This window comes from Streptomyces sp. CB03234 (genome assembly GCF_001905885.1).
GTDB lineage: Bacteria > Actinomycetota > Actinomycetes > Streptomycetales > Streptomycetaceae > Streptomyces.
In genome coordinates, this window is record NZ_LIYH01000001.1 from 1,037,948 (window position 1) to 1,057,157 (window position 19,210).

The following is a 19,210-nucleotide window of genomic DNA, read 5'->3' on the forward strand; positions in this document are numbered from 1 at the left end:
GAATCGTGGAGCAGCCCGCCAGCGGCGCTGAGCCGGCCGATGCGGCCGGTGACGCCGCCGAGGCGCTCGACCGCCCGCTGCCCGAAGGGGTACGGCGCCGGGTCGTCGCGCTCGTCTCCGACGCCTTCGGCGGCCTGACGGTCGCGGAACTGCCCGCGCAGCTGCGCCAGTACGCCCGGTTCACCCCGTCCCGCCGGGCCAGGTTCGCGGGCAACGCGATGGCGGCCGCGCTGGAGGGCGACGCGCTGTTCCGGCAGCGGATCGGCGAGCGGCTCAAGGAGCGGCAGCCGGAGCTGGCCGGCGCGGTCGAGTCCGGTTCGCCCCCGGCCGCCGCCGACCCGGTGGACGTGGCCGCGGCGGCCTATGTGCTGCGCCCCGCCGGCTGGGTCAAGCTGGTCGCCGCCGCCGGCGAGGAGGCCCAGCGCGCCGATGCCGAACGTGCCGACGAGGCCGGCCGGCGGGAGCTGGAGCGGCTGCGCGCCGAGCTGGCCGAGGCCCGCGCGCAGACCAAGGCCGAGACCGAGCGGCTGCGTACGGAGCTGGACGCGTCGCGCAAGGAAGCCGAATCGCTTCAGCGCAAGCTGCGCAGCGCCCAGAGCGATGTGAAGCGCGGCGAGGCGGCCCTGCGCCGCAGTCAGGCCGACATCGACACCGTACGCGCCGAGGCGGCCGCTCAGGTCTCCGCCGCGGAGAGCGAGGCACGGCGCCTCAAGGCCCGCCTCAGTGAGGCGGAGGCCGCGCTGGAGGCCAGCCGCCGGGCCGCCCGCGAGGGCCGCTCCGTGGAGGACATGCGGCTGCGGCTGCTGCTGGACACCGTCCTGGAGTCGGCCCAGGGGCTGCGCCGCGAGCTGGCCCTGCCGCCCGTCTCCGTACACCCGGCGGACACCGTCGACGCGGTGGAGCCGGGCCGGATGTCGCCCAAGGACATCGCCGCCCGCGCCCTGTCGGAGACCGACCCGGCGCTGCTGGACCAGTTGCTGGCGCTGCCGCAGGCCCATCTGGTCGTGGACGGCTACAACGTCACCAAGACCGGTTATCCGACCATGCCGCTGGAGAAGCAGCGGCTGCGGCTGCTCGGCGGCCTGTCGGCGCTGGCGGCCCGCACGGGCGCCGAGGTCACCTGTGTCTTCGACGGCGCGGAACTGGCCGCTCCGGTGCTGCTCGCGCCGCCGCGCGGGGTGCGGGTGCTGTTCTCCAAGCCGGGCGTGACGGCGGACGAGCTGATCCGCCAGCTGGTACGGGCGGAGCCGCCGGGCCGGCCGGTCGTCGTGGTCTCCACCGACCGGGAAGTCGCCGACGGCGTCGCGAAGTCGGGCGCCAGGCCCGTCGCGTCGGCCTTGTTGCTGAAGCGGCTTTCGCGCCTCTCGTAACGCTCCATAACTCCTGGGCGTAATGCCCGATTTCGGGAAACGTACCGTCAAGTGCCCATGACGCAGCGTGGACTGTGTGCAAAGAATGTGGCTCCTGAGCGAGATTTTTCGCATGAGGATTTGAACTGATCACAAGATGGTCACTAGGGTCTGGCCTCGAACCTCCGCGCGGTTGATCACTCATCGGGAGTGGCAGCGGAGGAACCGCCTAATTCCGTGCGGTTCGGCCTGTTTCGCGGGGGAGCCGGACATCACGCGCGGAGCCGGGGCCCGACCCTGAGCCCGGCAGGCGGCAGCATGAGGAAGAAGGAGCTCGCCTCCGTGGCGTCCCACCGTCGTCCCAAGCAGCCGAGCCGCGCCCGCGTGACCGTGCTCACCGCGACCGCCGCCGCTGCCGTCGCCCTGTCCTCCCAAGCCGCTCAGGCAGACCCCAAGCCGAGCAAGAGCGAGGTCAAGGCCAAGGTCGACAAGCTCCACCACGAGGCCGAGGCCGCCACCGAGCAGTACAACCTCGCCGACGAGCAGCGCGGCAAGCTCCAGAAGGAGGTCGACGCCCTCCAGGACAAGGTCGCGCGCGGCCAGCAGGAGCTCAACGAGCTGCGCGACAGCCTCGGTTCGGTGGCCACCGCCCAGTACCGCTCCGGCGGCATGGACCCCTCCCTGCAGCTCCTGCTCTCCTCCGACCCGGACAGCTACCTCGAGAAGGCGTCCGCCGTCGACGCCATCAGCGCCAAGCAGGCCGAGACCCTGGAGACCATCCAGGCCAAGCAGCGGGCCCTGGCGCAGGAGCGGGCCGAGGCGACCGCGAAGCTCGCCGGCCTCGAGGACGTACGCAAGACCCTCGCCGAGAAGAAGAAGGCCTACCAGGGTAAGCTCGCCGAGGCGCAGAAGCTGCTCAACACCCTGACCGCCGAAGAGCGGGCGAAGATGCAGGAGGAGGAGCAGCGCGCCAGCCGCGCCGCCAGCGACCGAGTCGACCTCGGCAACGAGGTCCCCGCCTCCCAGCGCGGCGCCGCCGCCCTCGCCGCCGCCGACACCCAGGTCGGCAAGCCGTACATCTCCGGAGCCGAGGGCCCCAACGCCTACGACTGCTCGGGCCTGACCCAGTGGGCCTACCGGCAGGCGGGCGTGAGCATCACCCGCACCACCTTCACCCAGCACAACGACGGTGTGAAGATCGGCCGCAGCCAGCTCAAGCCCGGCGACCTGGTCTTCTTCAACAACCTCGCGCACGTGGGCCTGTACGCGGGCAACGGCCAGGTGCTGCACGCCCCGAAGCCCGGCACCTTCGTCCGTTACGAGTCGATGGAGTGGCTGGGCGACTTCCAGTTCGGCGTACGTATCTGATGGTGCGCGGGCGCGTCTGACGCGCCCGAACCGCGCGCCCGATCGGGTGGTTTACCGCCCTCCAAGCTGACGCTCCGCCCCGCCGGTGACCTTGTGGTCTCGGGCGGGGCGCCGCTGTTCGACGCCCGTACGGTCGCTGGCCGCCGCGTAGTGGCCCGGCTACTGTCTGGCGCGCAACAGCCCGCACAGCCTTACGTCAGCGGAAGGGAGCGCGGTACGTGGCGTCCCATCGCCGGTCCCCGTCATCCTCGTCCTCGGGTTTCTCCCGGAGCGCGAAGGTCACTGTCCTCTCCGCCGCGGCGGCCACCGCCGCCGCGTTCGGCGCCGCCCCGGCGAGCGCAGACCCCGGCACCCCGGTGGACGTGACCCGCGCCAAGGTCGACCGGCTCTACGAGGAGGCCGAGAAGGCCACCGAGGGGTTCAACAAGGCCGACGAGCGCGCGGACGCGCTGCGCGAGCAGGTGGACCGCGTGCAGGACAGCGTGGCGCGCGGCCAGGAGCGGATCAACCGGATGCGCGGCGCGCTGGGCGCCGTGGCGGGCGCGCAGTACCGGTCCGGCGGCATGGACCCCGCGCTCGCGCTGCTCCTCTCCGAGGACCCGGACAGCTACCTCGACAAGGCCGCCGCCCTCGACCGCATCAGCGAGCGGCAGGCGAGCGCCCTCGCCGAACTCCGGCGCGCCCAGCGCGGCCTGGCCCAGCAGCGCGCCGAAGCCGGCCGGATGCTCACCGAACTGGAGCGCAGCCGGGCTGCCGTGGCCCTCCACAAGCGCACCGTCGAGCGCAAGCTCGCCGAGGCGCGTGCGCTGCTCAACTCCCTCCCGTCCGACGAGCGCGACGCCTTCGACCGGGCCTCCCGCTCCGGCCGCGACGACCTCCCGCCGCCCGGCGGCGAGGCCGTGACCGGCCGGGCTGCCGCCGCGGTGGCCGCCGCCCGTTCCGCCGTCGGCAAGCCGTACGTGTGGGGCGCCAACGGCCCCTCCGGCTTCGACTGCTCGGGCCTGATGCAGTGGTCGTACGCGCAGGCGGGCGTCGGCCTCCCTCGCACCTCCCAGGCCCAGCGCAACGCCGGGCGGCACGTCCCGCTGTCCGAGGCGCGCCCCGGCGACCTGGTGACCTACCGGGACGACGCCAGCCACGTCGGGATGTACGTGGGCAACGGCCAGGTGGTGCACGCCCCCTACCCGGGCGCGCCGGTGCGCTACGACCCGGTCGGCATGATGCCCGTCTCGGCGGTCACGCGGGTCTGACCTACCATCGGGAGAATGTCGGTCCGGAGGCGTGCGGCGGTGGCGGCACTCGGCCTGTCGCTGCTCGTCCTGCTCGTCGGCGGCTGCACGGCCCGGGAACGGGCACCCGACACGGCCGGCGTCCGGGCGGCGGTGGACCGGCGGGCCGCCGAGGTCCTGGCCGCTGAGCTGGCCGACGTACCGCTCGGAGCCTGGTCGTACCGGGTGACGGAGGTGCGGCGGGACGGCGACGACCGGGCCACCGCGCGCGCCGAGCTCAGCTACCGCATCGCCGGGTACGACAACGGCGCGGTGACCGGCGAGCGGGCGCTGCGGCTCGCGCGGCGGGACGGCCGCTGGTACGTAACCTCCGACCGGCCCGCGAAGGGCGCCGCCCAGCAGCTGTGGGAACAGGGCGACATCGACGTCGTACGGGGGAAGCGGAGCCTGGTCCTGGGCGTCGGCCAGGACGCGGCGCGGCTGCGGTCCGTCGCGGCGGCCGCCGACCGCGCGGTGCCGGCCGTGTCGGACGCCTGGCCGGAGCGGTGGGCGGGGCGCGTGGTGGTGGTGGTGGTGGTGCCGGGCTCCCTGACGGCGATGGGCGCGCTGCTGGGGGAGCCGGCGGCGGGGTACCGGGGGATCGCGGCGGTCACGACGGGCCGGGTCGGCGGCGGGCCGGACGCCCCGGCGGACCGGGTGGTCGTCAACCCGGAGGCGTACGCGGTGCTCGGCGAGTTCGGGCAGCGCTTCGTGCTCGCCCACGAGACCACGCACGTCGCCACCCGGGCGCACACCTCCGCCGCCACGCCCCTGTGGCTCTCCGAGGGCTTCGCCGACTGGGTCGCCTACCGGGGGACGGGGCGTTCGGCGGAGCAGGCGGCGCCCGAGCTGCGTGACGCGGTCCGCGCGGGCGCCACCCCGGCCGCCCTGCCGACGGACGGCGACTTCTCCTTCGCCGCCGACGCGGCGGGCCTGGCGCGTGCGTACGAGGGCGGCTGGCTGGCCTGCGAGCTGATCGCCGACCGGTGGGGCGAGGCGAAGCTGCGGGCCTTCTACCGGGCGGCGGGGGCGCGGGGCTGGGAGGCCGCCTCGGCCGACGTGCTGGCGACGACCCCGGAGGCGTTCACCGACCAGTGGCGGGGATACCTGGGGGAGCGGCTGGGGTGAGCGCGGTGCTTGGCGGGGGCGTGCCTCGGCAGGGTGTGCCTTGCGGGCGCGTGCCTTGCGGGGGCGTGCTCGTCAGGGCGTGCCTTGCGGGCGCGCTCGTCAGGGGGTGAGCAGGCCCTGCCTGTCCCGGCTGGCCTGCGCCGGCACCGTGGCGTGCTGCTCGCGCAGGCGCGGCTCGGTGACCGTCTGCCGCCACAGGTGCCGGCACGCGGTGAACGTGGCCGCGACGAGCAGCCCGTTGCGTACGCCCAGAAGCACGATGCCCCACAGGTCACTGTGCACGACGTGGGTGAACCAGATCGGGAACTCCAGCATCGTCACGCCCGTCGCCACCAACACCATCCGCGCCGGCCGGCGCATCGGGCTGTCCCGGAAGACCAGGCACACGGCCGCCAGCCCGACCAGCCAGATCATGTACTGCGGGCTGATCACCCGGCTCGTGGTGGTGAACAGCAGCACGGCCGCGAACGCCGCGTCGGCGAGCGTCGTCGTACCGAACGCGCGCGCCCGGACCCGCCACACCAGCAGCCAGCCGAACGCCGCCACCGTCAGCGCCAGCGCGGCGGTGGAGACCACCGGCACGTACGGGCCGAGGAACTCCACCGAGCCGTAGTTCAGCAGCACCTGCCCCTCCCAGCCGAAGTTCCGCGCCACGTGGAAGACCAGGGAGCCCAGCGACTCCACCTCCGTGCCCCGGTCCCGCTGGAAGGTGAGGAACGCCAGCGCCCCCGGCATCGCCGCCGTGCACGCCAGCAGCACCGCCGTACCCGTGACCGCCGCGGCCGTCCAGGAGCGCCACGTGACCCGGCCGCGCCGGGTGCCCGCCAGCAGCAGCGCCGGCCACACCTTCAGCAGGGCGCCGAACCCGGCCAGCGCGCCCAGCACGCGCGGGTGCCGGATGCCCGCCAGCAGCGCGGCGACCGCGACGGCGGTGACCATCAGGTCGTAGCGCGCGTACGCGGTCGGGCCGAGCAGCGGTACGCCCGCGACCCACACCCAGGCGCCCGAGAGGCACTTGCCGGGGCGCCGCCCCGCGTACAGGAGCAGGCCGAAGACCAGCGCGTCGCAGACGAAGACGAGGAGGAAGAACGCGGAGGCGTAGTCCAGGAAGGGCAGCAGGCCGGGGGAGAGGATGGCGAGCGCGGCGGCCGGGGGGTACTGCCAGGTGACGTCGTTCAGAGGGTACGTGCCCGTGCGCAGCACGTCGTACCAGCCCTGGTAGATCACCGAGACGTCGGTCGTGATGTCGGGCCCGGGGAGGACGAAGACCTTGAAGACGAGGAGCAGCAGGAGAGTCCTGGTCAGGAGCCATATGCCGATGATTTCGAGCGGGAGCCGGGTGCCGCTGTGGCCCTTCATGCATACCTCTTCGGTCTCGGTGCCGGTGCCGGTGCTGGTGCCGGGCGGGACTGTGCTGAGCGGTGGAGCGGCGCCGTTCGGTACTGTCGGCATGCGATGCACAAGACCTTGATCGTAACCAACGACTTTCCGCCCAGACCCGGCGGGATTCAGGCGTTTCTGCACAACATGGCGCTCAGACTCGATCCGGAACGGATCGTCGTCTACGCCTCCACGTGGAAGCGCGGCCGGGAGGGCGCCGAGGCGACCGCCCTGTTCGACGCCGAACAGCCGTTCAAGGTTGTCCGGGACCGCACGACAATGCTGTTGCCCACGCCACGTGTGACCGCGCGGGCGGCCGGGCTGCTGCGCGAGCACGGCTGCGAGTCCGTGTGGTTCGGGGCGGCGGCGCCGCTCGGGCTGATGGGCCCGGCGCTGCGCCGGGCCGGTGCGAAGCGGCTGGTCGCGACGACGCACGGGCACGAGGCGGGCTGGGCGCAGCTGCCGGGGTCGCGGCAGCTGCTGCGGCGGATCGGCGAGGGTACGGACACGATCACGTACCTCGGCGAGTACACGCGCTCGCGCATCGCGACGGCGCTGACGCCCGGGGCGGCCGGGCGGATGGTGCAGCTGCCGCCGGGGGTCGACGAGAAGACCTTCCACCCCGGTTCGGGCGGGGACGCGGTACGGGAGCGGCTGGGCCTGGCGGAGCGGCCGGTGGTGGTGTGCGTCTCGCGGCTGGTCCCGCGCAAGGGCCAGGACACCCTGATCAGGGCCATGCCGACGGTGCTGGCCCGGGTGCCGGACGCGGTCCTCCTGATCGTCGGCGGCGGCCCGTACGAGAAGGACCTGCGGCGCCTCGCCGCCGAGACGGGCGTGGCCGGATCGGTACGTTTCACGGGCGCGGTGCCGTGGGAGGAGCTCCCGGCGCACTACGGGGCGGGTGACGTGTTCGCCATGCCGTGCCGTACGCGGCGGGGCGGGCTGGACGTGGAGGGCCTCGGCATCGTCTACCTGGAGGCCTCCGCGACCGGCCTCCCGGTCGTCGCGGGCGACTCGGGCGGCGCGCCGGACGCCGTCCTGCACGGCGAGACGGGCTGGGTGGTGCGGGGCTCCTCCCCGGCGGAGTCCGCCGACCGGATCGTCACGCTCCTGGAGGACCCGGAGCTGCGCCGGAGGATGGGCGAGCGGGGCCGGGCGTGGGTCGAGGAGAAGTGGCGCTGGGATCTCCTGGCAGAAACCCTCAAGACCCTGCTCTGACCCCCACCCCGGTGGGCTCCCCCGCTGCGGGCAATCGTCCCTGCACGGCCCCTCCCCGTTGTGGGCAGTCGTCCCGCTGGGGGTCCCCCCAGGACGAAGTCCTAGGGGGAGGAACGGGTGGGCACAACGGGACCGGGGCGGCGCCCTTTCTCGGTTCCCCCCGGGGCGGTGCCCGAGCGGCGGCTACCTCCGGTACGGGCAAGGGAGCCGTTACGGCGCCGCCAACCTCTGCGGGGACGACCCTGCACGGCCCCACCCCGGTCGTCGGCCGACTGCGGGGCGGTGGGGGAGAGGGGCACGGCCCCACCCCGGCCGGTGGCCGACCGCGGGCCGGTGGGGGGCAGGGGCACGGCCACATTTGGGCCCGCGCCCCCCATGGGCGGAGCCCAGGATTCCGCCCATGCTGCGCCCATGACACCAAACCTGACGCGCCGTCACCTCCTCGGCCTCGGCGCTCTCCAGACCGCCGCCGCCCTCGGGCTCACCCGGATCGGCCGGGCCACCGCCACCGGTCACAGCACCGCGGTCGTCATCGGGTCCGGCTACGGAGGCGCCGTCGCGGCGCTCCGGCTCGGCGAGGCCGGCATCCGGACCACCGTTCTCGAGATGGGCGCCCTGTGGAAGAGCGCCGGCCCCGACGGGCGGGTCTTCTGCTCCACCGCCACGCCCGACCACCGGTCCATGTGGTTCCGTACCCGCACCGAGGCGCCGCTCGCCACGTTCCTGTGGCTGGACGTCGTCAACAAGGACATCAGCCCGTACCCGGGAGTGCTGGACCGGGTGCGGTACAGCGACATGTCGGTGTACGTCGGGCGGGGCGTGGGCGGCGGGTCCCTCGTCAACGGCGGCATGGCCGTCACCCCGCAGCGCGCCTACTTCTCCCAGGTGTTGCCGCACGTGGACGCCGACGAGATGTACGGCACGTACTTCCCGCGCGCCCGCGCCATGCTGGGCGTCAACACCGTCGACCCCGCCTGGTTCGAGTCCACCGAGTGGTACCGCTTCAGCCGGGTGTCGCGGAAGCACGCGGCGAACGCGGGGCTGAGGACCACCTTCGTACCGAATGTGTACGACTTCGGGCACATGCGGCGCGAGGCGGAGGGGACGGCCCCGAGGTCCGCGCTGGCCGGTGAGGTCATCTACGGCAACAACCACGGCAAGCGCAGCCTCGACCGGACGTATATCGCCGCCGCCCTGGGGACCGGGAACGTCACCATCGAGACGCTCCACCGCGCCAGAGCCGTGCGAAGGGAGGCGGACGGCACGTACGTGGTGACGGCCGACCGGCTCGACGCCGGCGGGAAGGTGGTCGAGAGCCGCGAGTTCGGCTGTGAGCGGCTCTTCCTGGGGGCGGGGAGCCTCGGCACCACCGAGTTGCTGCTGCGCGCCCGGGAGACAGGTGCGCTGCCCGGGCTGAGCGCCGACATCGGCAAGGGCTGGGGGCCCAACGGCAACGTCATGACCGGCCGGGCCAACCACGTCTGGGACACCGTCGGGGCCAACCAGTCGACCATGCCGGTGATGGGCATCGACGACCCGGACAACGCGGTGTTCGCGGAGATCGCCCCGCTTCCGACGGGGCTGGAGCACTGGGTGAGCCTGTATCTGGCGATCACCAGGAACCCGGAGCGGGGGACGTTCACGTACGACCCGGCGACGGACGCGGTGCGGCTGGACTGGAGCCGGGCACAGAGCGAGGTTTCGGTCGCCTCGGCCAAGAAGCTCTTCGACCGCGTCAACGCCAAGAACGGCACCATCTACCGGTACGACCTCTTCGGCGGCAACAAGACCTTCGCCGACGACTTCACGTACCACCCGCTGGGCGGGTGCGTGCTCGGGAGGGCGACCGACGATTACGGGCGGGTGCGGGGCGCTCCGGGGGTGTACGTGACCGATGGAGCCCTCGTTCCGGGCTCCATCGGCGTCAATCCGTTCGTCACGATCACCGCTCTGGCCGAGCGGACCATGAGCCGGGTGCTCGCGGAGGATTACGCGCGGTAGATCGCTTCGATCTCGTCCGCGAAGTCCTTCGCCACCACATTGCGCTTGAGCTTCAGCGACGGCGTGATGTGACCGGCCTCCTCCGTGAACTGGGAGGTGAGAATGCGGAATTTCCGCACCGATTCCGCCTTGGAGACCGCCGCGTTGCCGTCGTCCACGGCCCGCTGCACCTCCGCCAGCAGGTCCGGGTCCTCGCGCAGCGACGCCGCCGTCGAACCGGCCGGCTTGCCGTGCTCGGCGGCCCAGCGGCCCAGGAACTCCTCGTCGATGGTGACCAGCGCGCCCACGAACGGCCGGCCGTCGCCCACCACCATGCACTCCGCGACCAGCGCGTGGCCGCGGATGCGGTCCTCGATCACCGCGGGAGCGACGTTCTTGCCGCCCGCGGTGACCAGGATCTCCTTCTTCCGGCCCGTGATGGCCAGGTAGCCGTCCTCGTCGAGGGTGCCGATGTCGCCGGTGTGGAACCAGCCGTCGGCCAGCGCCTCGGCGGTCGCCGACTCGTTCTGCCAGTAGCCGGAGAAGACGTGCTCGCCGTGGATCAGCACTTCGCCGTCGTCGGCGATGCGGACGACCGAGCCGGGCAGGGGCTGCCCGACGGTGCCGATCTTGGGCCGGTCGTACGGGTTGAACGCCGTCGCCGCGCAGGTCTCCGTCAGGCCGTAGCCCTCCAGGACGGTGAGGCCGATGCCCCGGTAGAAGTGCCCGAGCCGCTCGCCCAGCGGCGCGCCGCCCGAGACGGCCGCCTGGCAGCGCCCGCCCAGGACCGTGCGGAGCTTGCTGTAGACCAGCTTGTCGAAGACGAAGTGCTTCAGCTTCAGACCGAGGGAGGGGCCCTGCGGGGAGGACGTGGCGCGGCTGTACTCGATGGCCGTCTGGGCGGCCTTGTCGAAGATCTTGCCCTTGCCCTCCGCCTGCGCCTTGGCGCGCGCCGAGTTGTAGACCTTCTCGAAGACGCGCGGGACGCCGAGGATCAGGGTGGGCTTGAAGGCGGCGAGCTCGTCGGTGAGTTCCTTGATGTCCGGTACGCAGCCGAGGCGGATCGGCGCCAGCACGGAGCCGACCTCGATGAGCCGTCCGAAGACGTGCGCGGCGGGGAGGAAGAGCAGCGCCGAGCACTCGCCGGTGCGGAACAGCGGCTTGAGCCGTTCGACGACATTGCCGCACTCGGCGAAGAAGTTGCGGTGCGTCAGGACGCAGCCCTTGGGGCGGCCCGTGGTGCCCGAGGTGTAGACGATCGTCGCGATGTCGTCGGCCTTGGCGGTGGACGTCGCCTCGTCGACGGCTTCGTCCGGGACGTCGGCGCCGAGGGTGTTCAGCTCCTCGACGGCGCCCTGGTCGAGGCGCCACACGTGCCGCAGCGCCGGGAGGTTCTCGCGTACGGACTCCACCGCGGCCGCGTGCGCCCCGGTCTCCACGATCACCGCGACCGCGCCCGAGTCGCCCAGGATCCACTGCACCTGCTCGGCGGAGCTGGTCTCGTACACCGGCACCGTCACGGCGCCGGCGCTCCAGATCGCGAAGTCCAGCTGCACCCACTCGTAGCGGGTGCGGGAGATCAGGCCGACCCGGTCACCGGGGCGTACGCCCTGCGCGATCAGGCCCTTGGCGGCGGCGCGGACCTCGGCGAGGAACTCGGTGGCGGTGACGTCCGTCCAGACGCCGGCCACCTTGCGCCCCATCACGGCGACATCTGGGTGCTGAGCGGCATTGCGGCGGATGAGATCCGTCAGGTTGCCGTCCGTGGGGACCTCGTACAGGGCCGGAAGGCTGAACTCGCGCAAAACTGCTGCTCCTCATCGGGCGCCGGCGCCACGGCTCTGTGTGATGCACCGGTTGCGGTCCAAGATCGGGCAGGTGCTCGGTGGGGGCGAGCACGACTGGACTGCCCGGACGTTACCCACCAGTACTCGGTTCCCGATAGGGGCGTAGGCCAGATGTTCGCTGCGTCACACGTAATTGCTGGTGCTTCGCGCACAGTAGTCCACACCTGTGACGACTCGGAAGTAACCGCAGGTCCGACCGCCTAAGGTGGGTTGTCATGCGAGTCCATGTGGTCAGTGACGTGCACGGGAACGCCGAGGGCCTGGCCACGGCGGGGGAGGGCGCCGACGCCCTGATATGCCTCGGTGACCTGGTGCTCTTCCTGGACTACCACGATCACGCGCGGGGCATCTTCCCGGATCTGTTCGGCGTCGAGAACGCCGACCGGATCGTCGCACTGCGCACGGCCCGGCGCTTCGAGGAGGCCCGGGAGTTCGGCCGCCGGCTGTGGGCGGAGCTCGACGTCGACCGCGAGACCGCCATCGAGTCGGCGGTGCGCCGCCAGTACGCGGCGCTGTTCGCGGCCTTTCCGACGCCGACGTACGCCACGTACGGGAATGTCGACATCCCGGCCCTCTGGCACGAGTACGCCGGCCCCGGCACCACCGTCCTGGACGGGCAGCGGATCGAGCTCGACGGCCGCGTCTTCGGCTTCGTGGGCGGTGGCTTGCGCACCCCGATGCGTACGCCGTACGAGATCTCCGACGAGGAGTACGCGGCCAAGGTGGAGGCGCTCGGGGAGGTGGACGTGCTCTGCTCCCACATCCCGCCGGAGGTGCCGGAGCTGACGTACGACACGGTCGCGCGCCGCTTCGAGCGCGGCAGCGCGGCCCTGCTGGCGGCGATCCGCCGGACGAAGCCCCGGTACGCCCTGTTCGGCCACGTCCACCAGCCGCTGGCGCGGCGGATGCGGGTGGGGCCGACGGAGTGCGTCAACGTGGGACATTTCGCGGCGACGGGAAGGCCCTGGGCCCTGGAATGGTGAGCCCGCCCACGCGATAGCCTTCACCCCACACCCTTGACACCCTTGGGACCGGACCGCACTGGAGGAGCCACAGCGATGGCCGAACACACCAGCTCGAGCATTGAGATCGAGGCGGCACCGGCCGACGTCATGGGAGTGATCGCCGACTTCGCGCGCTATCCGGAGTGGACGGGTGAGGTGAAGGAGGCGGAGGTCCTGGAGAAGGACGCCGCCGGCCGCGCCGAGAAGGTCCGCCTGCTGCTGGACGCCGGCGCGATCAAGGACGACCACACCCTGGCGTACACCTGGACCGGGGACAACGAGGTCAGCTGGACCCTGGTCAAGTCCCAGATGCTCCGCGCCCTCGACGGCTCCTACCACCTGGCCCCCCTCGCCGGCGGCACCCGCACCAAGGTCACGTACCAGCTGACGGTGGACGTCAAGATCCCGATGCTGGGCATGATCAAGCGCAAGGCCGAGAAGGTCATCATCGACCGCGCCCTGGCGGGCCTGAAGAAGCGCGTCGAGTCCACCCCCGGCGCCTGACGGCGGGGTCCTTGGGCGCCTGACCGCCGGGCCCTGACCGCCGGGTCCTGACGGGCGGGTCCTGACGGGCGGGGGCCAGGCGCCCTCCGGCAGGGGCTGGCACCCCCCGCCCGGAGTCGGGCGCGGCTCATCCGGATGTCCCGCCCTGTGTCCGGGTTCTCGTCTTGGGCGCCACCCTGCCCTGGCGCCCTCGTGCCGGGGCCCCGCGGCGCGAAGCTGCCGCGTCGGGGGGCCGGCCCCCGCGAGAACCCCGCCCCGGCGGGGCTGCTCCACGGGCGGTGCTCCCGGGCGCTCCGGCGCGGCCGCACCCGGGGGCGTGGGGGGCGGCAGCCCCCGGAGGAACCCCTTCCCCGGCAGGGGGCAACGCCCCGGTAGCGTGGGGGTCCATGCGAACCATCCTGGTCACCGGGCCCGGCGGCGCCGGGCGTACGACCGTTGCCGCCGCGACCGCGCTCGGCGGGGCCCGGCGCGGGCAGCGGGTCCTGTTCCTCACCGGTGACCGGGTGGTGCCCGACGGGTGGTTCGAGGGCGACGGCCGGCCGGTCGTGCGCCGTATCGACTCCGGTGCCCACTTCCGCGCCGAGATCCTCGCCTTCCAGGAGCGCGCCGCCACCGCCCTCGGGCTGCTCGGCGCCACACCGCTCGCCGACGAGGAGCTGACCGAGCTGCCCGGCAGCGACCGGTTCGCGCTGCTGCGGGCCCTCAGGGACGCCGCGGCCGGCGACTGGGACCTCGTCGTCGTCGACCTGCCGCCCGCCCCCGACGCCGTCGCCGTACTGGCCCTGCCCGAGCAGCTGCGCCGCTACCTGCGCCGCCTGCTGCCCGCCGAGCGGCAGGCCGCCCGCGCGCTGCGCCCGATGCTCGCCCAGCTCGCCGGCGTACCGATGCCCGCGGAGTGGCTGTACGAGACCGCCGCCCGCTGGGACGTCGAACTCGCCGCCGTCCAGGCCATGATCGAGGACCCGGCCACCACCGTCCGGCTGGTCGCCGAACCCGGCCCGGCCGCCGCCGCCGCGCTGCGTACCGCCCGCGCGGGGCTGGCCCTGCAGCGCCTCGCCCTGGAGCCGGTCGTCGCCAACCGGATGCTGCCCACCGAGTCCCCCGACCCCTGGCTCTCGGGCCTGGCCGCCCAGCAGCAGGACCACCTCAAGGCCCTCGGGGACGTGCACGAGCTGCCCCACCTCGGGCGCGAGCCCCGTACCGCCGACGACCTCGCCCTCCTGGAACCGCCCGTTACCCGGGCCGCCTCCGCGCCGGAGTGGACCGTCGAGGACCGGCGCGACCCCGACGGCGTCCTGGTCTGGCGCATCCCGCTGCCCGGCGCCGCCAAGCCGGACCTCCGGCTCGTACGCCGCGGCGACGAACTCGTGCTCACGGTCGGACCGTTCCGCCGCGCCGTGCCGCTGCCGTCCGCGCTGCGCCGCTGCACCGTCTCCGGGGCGGGCCTCGACGACGGGGTGCTGCGCGTCCGCTTCTCACCCGACCCGGATTTGTGGCCCCGTACGCGGTAACGTCGGGGGTATCACGCCACGCTGCCGCAGGAGTACGCCATGAGCGATGCCACCCAGCATCCCGACGCCGACGCCTGGGCGAAGGCCTGCGCCGAGGACCTCGCGGCCGAGAAGGCCCGCCGCCGCGGCACCGAGGGCCCGCCCCCCGGCGCCGCCGCCGAGGAGCTGCGCAAGCTCGTCGACGCGGTCGCCGACAAGGTCGCCTCGCTGCGCACCCCGCTGCTCGGCGCGGGCGCCCAGAACGCCGTACAGCAGCTCGTCAGCCAGGCGAAGGCCGCCGTCGAGCCGGTCATCGAGCGCAACCCGCAGGTCTTCGACCACCTCGCGGCCGCCGGCAACGAACTGCTGGCCGCCTACCGCTCCGCCGTCGAGGGCCAGGAGCGCCGCTGGACCCGCGGACCGGACACCCCGTCCGGGCGCGGGAAGCGGGACGACGGCGGCCCGGACCCCACCGAGCACATCGACCTGGACTGACACCGGGTACGGTTGGCCGTAGCGGGGCTCGACCGAAAACTGAGGGACACATGGGACTCACCATCGGCGTCGACATCGGCGGCACGAAGATCGCGGCCGGAGTGGTCGACGAGGAGGGCACGATCCTCGACACCCACAAGGTGCCCACCCCGCCGACCGCCGAAGGCATCGTCGACGCGATCTGCGCGGCCGTCTCCGAGGCCGGCAAGGGCCACGACATCGAGGCGGTCGGCATCGGTGCCGCCGGGTACGTCGACGACAAGCGCGCCACGGTCCTCTTCGCGCCGAACATCGACTGGCGCCACGAGCCGCTGAAGGACAAGGTCGAACAGCGCGTCGGCCTGCCGGTGGTCGTGGAGAACGACGCGAACGCCGCGGCCTGGGGCGAGTACAAGTTCGGTGCGGGCAAGGGCCACGAGGACGTCATCTGCATCACCCTCGGTACCGGTCTCGGCGGCGGCATCATCATCGGCAACAAGCTGCGCCGCGGCCGCTTCGGCGTGGCCGCCGAGTTCGGCCACATCCGGGTCGTCCCGGACGGCCTGCTGTGCGGGTGCGGCAGCCAGGGCTGCTGGGAGCAGTACGCGTCGGGCCGCGCCCTGGTGCGGTACGCCAAGCAGCGCGCCAACGCCACCCCGGAGAACGCCACGATCCTGCTGGGGCTCGGCGACGGCACCCCCGAGGGCATCGAGGGCAAGCACGTCTCCGAGGCCGCCCGTCAGGGCTGCCCCGTGGCCGTCGACTCGTTCCGGGAGCTGGCCCGCTGGGCCGGCGCGGGCCTGGCCGACCTGGCCTCGCTGTTCGACCCGTCGGCGTTCATCGTGGGCGGTGGGGTGTCGGACGAGGGCGAGCTGGTCCTCGACCCGATCCGCAAGTCGTTCCGGCGCTGGCTGATCGGCGGCCAGTGGCGGCCGCACGCCCAGGTGCTCGCCGCCCAGCTGGGCGGCAAGGCCGGCCTGGTCGGCGCGGCGGACCTGGCCCGCCAGGGCTGAGCCCCACGTACGTGTGAACGGTGCCCGCCGCGTCCTCGCCCGGATGCGGCGGGCACCGTCATATCGTGCTCGTATGCCGATCACCGAACTGCCCAACTCGCGCACCGAGCCGGACGGTTCGGCCGTGATCCGGGTCCTCAGCTACAACATCCGCTCGATGCGGGACGACGAGGACGCGCTGGCGCGCGTGATCCGGGCCTGCGCGCCCGACCTCGTCTTCGTGCAGGAGGCGCCCCGCTTCTTCCGCTGGCGCAAGCACGCGGCGCGGCTGGCCGCGAAGAGCGAGCTGGTGACGCTGAGCGGCGGCGCGACCGCGTCCGGGCCGCTGCTGCTGTGCTCGCTGCGGGTGACCGCCGAGCGCACGGAGGACGTGCTGCTGCCGCTCACCCCCGGCCTGCACCGGCGCGGCTTCGCGACCGCGGTCGTACGGATCGGGGGCGCCCGCCTCGGCCTGCTCAGCTGCCACCTGAGCCTCCAGGCCCGCGAGCGGTACGCCCAGGCCGGGATGCTCCTCGACCGGCTGGCCGCTCTCGACGTGCCGCACGCGATCGCGGCCGGTGACATCAACGAGCGGCCCGACGGGCGCTCGTTCCGGCGGCTGGCGGCCGAGCTGCAGGACTGCTGGACCGTACGGCCCTGGGGCGGCGAGCACACCTCGACCCCGGGGGACCCGCATCAGCGGATCGACGCGGTCTTCGCCACCAAGGGGATCGAGGTGCTGGGCTGCGGCGTCCCGCGCCCACAGGACGTGCCGGGCCTGGACGACGCGGACCTCAGGGCGGCCACGGACCACCTTCCGGTGCTCGCGGCGCTCCGCGTACCGGCCGGGTGACCCCGGCGCAGCCGTACGAGGGCGGCCGTGAAGATCAGACGACCGCCCCGCGGCCCGGGTCGTCGTCGTCCTCGTCGTCGCTGCGCATCCGGGCCACCAGGGTGGCGAAGCCGCCCAGGAAGCCGCCGATGCAGAGCGTCGTCAGCCACCAGGTCATGTCCCACCGCAGTATCACGGCGACCAACATCAGCACCGGGCCGCCGATGACCCCGAGCCAGGCGAACTTGGCGGTCGCGTCGGCCTCCGGCAGCGGCGGCGGCTCCGGCGGCACGAAATGCCCCTCGTCGGTGTCGTCGAGGTCGTCGTCCTTCGGCTCGGCCACCTCGTAGTCGCGCGGACCGCCCGTGCCGACGCCCGGGGCGAACACCACGGAGCTGCCGAGCGGCTTGTCCGGCTTCGAGGGCTCCGCCGAGGTGCTCTCCGGTACGTCGTTGACGTCGTCCTCCAGCAGGGCCAGGTCCTCGATGGACTTGAACGGCTTGGCGCCCGGGGGGTCCGCCGGCTCCTCGCCGTACCCGGCGACGATTGCCGCCCAGGCCGCCTCCTCGTCGAACGGCTGCTCGTCTCTCTTGTCCGAGTCGTGCTGTTCAGCCACCGGTCGTGCTCCCTCCCCGGCCCTCCGGCATGGGGGACCCCGTCGTGCCCACACCCGGAGTGAGCCGCCCGACGAACGCGTGACTCTCCTCGAAGATCCGCTCCGCGTCATGGTCCAACGTCGCCACGTGGTAGCTCTGTTCCAGCAGGATCTCCTTGACGTCCGTGGAGGAGATCCTGCTGAGGATCCGCGCCGAGTCGGCGGGCGGTACGACATGGTCCTGCGGGCTGTGCAGCAGCAGCACCGGCTGGGTGACCTGCGGGAGCTCGCGGTCGACGATCCGGAGGAACTGCCGCAGCGAGTGCGCGGCGTGCAGCGGCACCCGGTCGTAGCCGATCTCCGCCACGCCCTCCTTGGCGATGTCGCTCGCGATGCCGGGCTGCGACGGGACGAGGTGGCGCACCACGGGCAGCGCGTGGGCGGCGAGGCCGTGGACCTTGTTCGCCGGGTTCACAAGAGCGATGCCCGCCACGGCGTCCCCGTGCTTGGCGGCGAGCCGCAGCGTCAGGGCGCCGCCCATGGACAGGCCGAAGACGAAGACGTGGCGGCACCGCTCCAGCAGCGTGCGCAGCTCGCGGTCCACCTCGGCGTACCAGTCCTGCCAGCTGGTGACCTGCATGTCCTGCCAGCGCGTGCCGTGCCCGGGAAGCAGCGGCAGCGACACGGTCAGGCCGCGCTCGGCCAGATGTTCGGCCCAGGGCCGCAGCGACTGCGGCGAACCGGTGAAGCCGTGACAGAGCAGCACGCCGACCTCTCCGCCCTCGTGGCGGTACGGCTCGGCTCCAGGGAGGACCGGCACCGGGGTCTCCTGTTCGGGGGTTCGACGGTTCTCGGGAAAGGTGTACTTCACCGTACGCGACCGGACTGACACCGACCAGAGCCGTCGCCGCCCCCGCACGGCCACGGGAGAGCCCGCGCACGGCGGCGGGCGGGATCGGGGGCCCCGCTCGGGTTAAGGTCTGATCGACGGAACACAGGAGGCATTCGAGTTGATCTACGGCGCAATGAAGTTCTCCATCGGGGGGTCGCTGAAGCTTGCCTTCAGGCCCTGGGTGGAGGGCCTCGAGAACATTCCCGCCGAGGGGCCGGCGATCCTCGCGAGCAACCACCTCTCCTTCTCCGACTCCTTCTTCCTGCCGGCGGTCCTGGACCGCAAGGTGACCTTCATCGCCAAGGCGGAGTACTTCACCTCGCCCGGTGTGAAGGGCAAGCTCACCGCCGCGTTCTTCAAGGGCGTCGGCCAGCTGCCCGTGGACCGCTCGGGTGCGCGCGGCGCCGGCGAGGCCGCGATCAAGAGCGGTATCGAGGTCATCGAGCGCGGTGAGCTCTTCGGCATCTACCCGGAGGGCACCCGTTCGCCGGACGGCCGGCTCTACCGGGGCAAGCCCGGTGGCCTCGCGCGCGTGGCGCTGGCCACCGGCGCGCCGGTCATCCCGGTCGCGATGATCGACACCGAGAAGATCCAGCCGCCCGGCAAGGTCATCCCCAAGCTGATGCGCCCGGGGATCCGGATCGGGAAGCCCCTGGACTTCAGCCGCTACCAGGGCATGGACGGCGACCGCTTCATCCTGCGCTCGGTCACCGACGAGGTGATGTACGAGATCATGAAGCTGTCCGGCCAGGAGTACGTGGACATCTACGCGACGGCGGCCAAGCGGCAGATCGCCGACGCGGAGAAGGCGGCGAAGGAAGCTGCGAAGGAAGCGGCGAAGGAAGCGGCGAAGGCCGAGCGCGAACAGTCCGGCGCGTAAGCGCGCCGT

At 73.0% G+C, this 19,210-nt stretch carries 17 protein-coding genes; 13 read left to right on the forward strand and 4 right to left on the reverse strand.

All coding sequences use genetic code 11. From position 1 onward, the window contains the following. Positions 1–5 precede the first annotated feature (5 nt). The 4 genes from AMK26_RS04685 (at position 6) to AMK26_RS04700 (ending at position 5,113) form a co-directional block, all read left to right on the forward strand. A complete protein-coding gene (locus tag AMK26_RS04685; RefSeq protein ID WP_073752175.1) occupies positions 6–1,370 on the forward strand; it encodes an NYN domain-containing protein in 1,365 nt (454 codons plus the stop codon). A gap of 321 nt (positions 1,371–1,691) precedes the next feature. Next, positions 1,692–2,717, forward strand: coding sequence for a C40 family peptidase (locus AMK26_RS04690; RefSeq protein ID WP_073753034.1), 1,026 nt, complete (start codon positions 1,692–1,694; stop codon positions 2,715–2,717). Between the two features lie 218 nt (positions 2,718–2,935). Then, positions 2,936–3,967 (forward strand): C40 family peptidase, encoded by a 1,032-nt coding sequence (locus tag AMK26_RS04695; protein WP_073752177.1) that lies wholly within the window; start codon positions 2,936–2,938, stop codon positions 3,965–3,967. Positions 3,968–3,982: 15 nt separating this feature from the next. Then, positions 3,983–5,113: a hypothetical protein gene (locus AMK26_RS04700; RefSeq protein WP_073752179.1), complete on the forward strand. Its 1,131-nt coding sequence runs from the start codon at positions 3,983–3,985 to the stop codon at positions 5,111–5,113. Between the two features lie 99 nt (positions 5,114–5,212). Here the strand turns inward: AMK26_RS04700 and AMK26_RS04705 are convergent, their stop codons facing one another. Next, positions 5,213–6,472 carry a glycosyltransferase family 87 protein gene (locus AMK26_RS04705; RefSeq protein ID WP_073753036.1) on the reverse strand — a complete coding sequence of 420 codons (1,260 nt, stop codon included), beginning with the start codon at positions 6,470–6,472 and terminating at the stop codon, positions 5,213–5,215. A 96-nt stretch (positions 6,473–6,568) separates the two neighbouring features. Here AMK26_RS04705 and AMK26_RS04710 point away from each other — a divergent pair, with 96 nt between their 5' ends. Then, entirely contained in the window at positions 6,569–7,711 is a 1,143-nt protein-coding gene (locus AMK26_RS04710) for a glycosyltransferase family 4 protein (protein ID WP_073752181.1), read from the forward strand. Between the two features lie 411 nt (positions 7,712–8,122). Further along, positions 8,123–9,712, forward strand: a complete 1,590-nt coding sequence (locus AMK26_RS04715) for a GMC oxidoreductase (RefSeq protein WP_073752183.1) — start codon at positions 8,123–8,125, stop codon at positions 9,710–9,712. Here the strand turns inward: AMK26_RS04715 and AMK26_RS04720 are convergent. Further along, a complete protein-coding gene (locus tag AMK26_RS04720) occupies positions 9,700–11,496 on the reverse strand; it encodes an AMP-dependent synthetase/ligase (RefSeq protein ID WP_073752185.1) in 1,797 nt (598 codons plus the stop codon). The two genes, AMK26_RS04715 and AMK26_RS04720, sit on opposite strands and share 13 nt — an antisense overlap. Positions 11,497–11,753: 257 nt before the next feature. Between AMK26_RS04720 and AMK26_RS04725 the strand changes: the two genes are divergently transcribed. From AMK26_RS04725 to AMK26_RS04750, 6 genes are all read left to right on the forward strand, one after another. Next, positions 11,754–12,521 carry a metallophosphoesterase family protein gene (locus AMK26_RS04725; protein ID WP_073752187.1) on the forward strand — a complete coding sequence of 256 codons (768 nt, stop codon included), beginning with the start codon at positions 11,754–11,756 and terminating at the stop codon, positions 12,519–12,521. Positions 12,522–12,596: 75 nt separating this feature from the next. Further along, complete coding sequence (locus AMK26_RS04730; protein WP_073752189.1) at positions 12,597–13,046, forward strand: SRPBCC family protein; 450 nt, start codon at positions 12,597–12,599, stop codon at positions 13,044–13,046. A gap of 386 nt (positions 13,047–13,432) precedes the next feature. After that, positions 13,433–14,557: an ArsA family ATPase gene (locus tag AMK26_RS04735; RefSeq protein ID WP_073752190.1), complete on the forward strand. Its 1,125-nt coding sequence runs from the start codon at positions 13,433–13,435 to the stop codon at positions 14,555–14,557. 39 nt (positions 14,558–14,596) lie between these two features. Next, positions 14,597–15,031 carry a DUF5304 domain-containing protein gene (locus tag AMK26_RS04740; RefSeq protein ID WP_073752192.1) on the forward strand — a complete coding sequence of 145 codons (435 nt, stop codon included), beginning with the start codon at positions 14,597–14,599 and terminating at the stop codon, positions 15,029–15,031. A gap of 50 nt (positions 15,032–15,081) precedes the next feature. Continuing rightward, positions 15,082–16,023, forward strand: a complete 942-nt coding sequence (locus tag AMK26_RS04745; RefSeq protein WP_073752194.1) for an ROK family glucokinase — start codon at positions 15,082–15,084, stop codon at positions 16,021–16,023. 73 nt (positions 16,024–16,096) lie between these two features. Then, positions 16,097–16,855 (forward strand): endonuclease/exonuclease/phosphatase family protein, encoded by a 759-nt coding sequence (locus tag AMK26_RS04750; RefSeq protein ID WP_073752196.1) that lies wholly within the window; start codon positions 16,097–16,099, stop codon positions 16,853–16,855. Positions 16,856–16,889: 34 nt separating this feature from the next. On the opposite strand, the gene AMK26_RS04755 is transcribed toward AMK26_RS04750, so the two are convergent. Together AMK26_RS04755 and AMK26_RS04760 are read right to left on the reverse strand one after the other, a co-directional pair. After that, positions 16,890–17,450 carry a hypothetical protein gene (locus tag AMK26_RS04755; protein WP_073752198.1) on the reverse strand — a complete coding sequence of 187 codons (561 nt, stop codon included), beginning with the start codon at positions 17,448–17,450 and terminating at the stop codon, positions 16,890–16,892. Beyond that, complete coding sequence (locus AMK26_RS04760) at positions 17,443–18,249, reverse strand: alpha/beta hydrolase (protein WP_073752200.1); 807 nt, start codon at positions 18,247–18,249, stop codon at positions 17,443–17,445. The genes AMK26_RS04755 and AMK26_RS04760 overlap by 8 nt, the downstream gene beginning before the upstream one ends. Positions 18,250–18,454: 205 nt before the next feature. Between AMK26_RS04760 and AMK26_RS04765 the strand changes: the two genes are divergently transcribed. Next, on the forward strand, positions 18,455–19,201 hold the full coding sequence (locus AMK26_RS04765) for a lysophospholipid acyltransferase family protein (protein ID WP_073752209.1): 747 nt from the start codon (positions 18,455–18,457) through the stop codon (positions 19,199–19,201). The last annotated feature ends 9 nt before the right edge of the window (positions 19,202–19,210 follow it).

Bases quoted from the DNA above. Each gene is read 5' to 3' on its own strand.
- AMK26_RS04700 (WP_073752179.1), top strand. From the start codon at position 3,983: ATGTCGGTCCGGAGGCGTGCGGCGGTGGCGGCACTCGGCCTGTCGCTG.
- AMK26_RS04705 (WP_073753036.1), bottom strand. From the start codon at position 6,472: ATGAAGGGCCACAGCGGCACCCGGCTCCCGCTCGAAATCATCGGCATA.
- AMK26_RS04710 (WP_073752181.1), top strand. From the start codon at position 6,569: ATGCACAAGACCTTGATCGTAACCAACGACTTTCCGCCCAGACCCGGC.
- AMK26_RS04715 (WP_073752183.1), top strand. From the start codon at position 8,123: ATGACACCAAACCTGACGCGCCGTCACCTCCTCGGCCTCGGCGCTCTC.
- AMK26_RS04725 (WP_073752187.1), top strand. From the start codon at position 11,754: ATGCGAGTCCATGTGGTCAGTGACGTGCACGGGAACGCCGAGGGCCTG.
- AMK26_RS04730 (WP_073752189.1), top strand. From the start codon at position 12,597: ATGGCCGAACACACCAGCTCGAGCATTGAGATCGAGGCGGCACCGGCC.
- AMK26_RS04735 (WP_073752190.1), top strand. From the start codon at position 13,433: ATGCGAACCATCCTGGTCACCGGGCCCGGCGGCGCCGGGCGTACGACC.
- AMK26_RS04740 (WP_073752192.1), top strand. From the start codon at position 14,597: ATGAGCGATGCCACCCAGCATCCCGACGCCGACGCCTGGGCGAAGGCC.
- AMK26_RS04745 (WP_073752194.1), top strand. From the start codon at position 15,082: ATGGGACTCACCATCGGCGTCGACATCGGCGGCACGAAGATCGCGGCC.
- AMK26_RS04750 (WP_073752196.1), top strand. From the start codon at position 16,097: ATGCCGATCACCGAACTGCCCAACTCGCGCACCGAGCCGGACGGTTCG.
- AMK26_RS04765 (WP_073752209.1), top strand. From the start codon at position 18,455: ATGAAGTTCTCCATCGGGGGGTCGCTGAAGCTTGCCTTCAGGCCCTGG.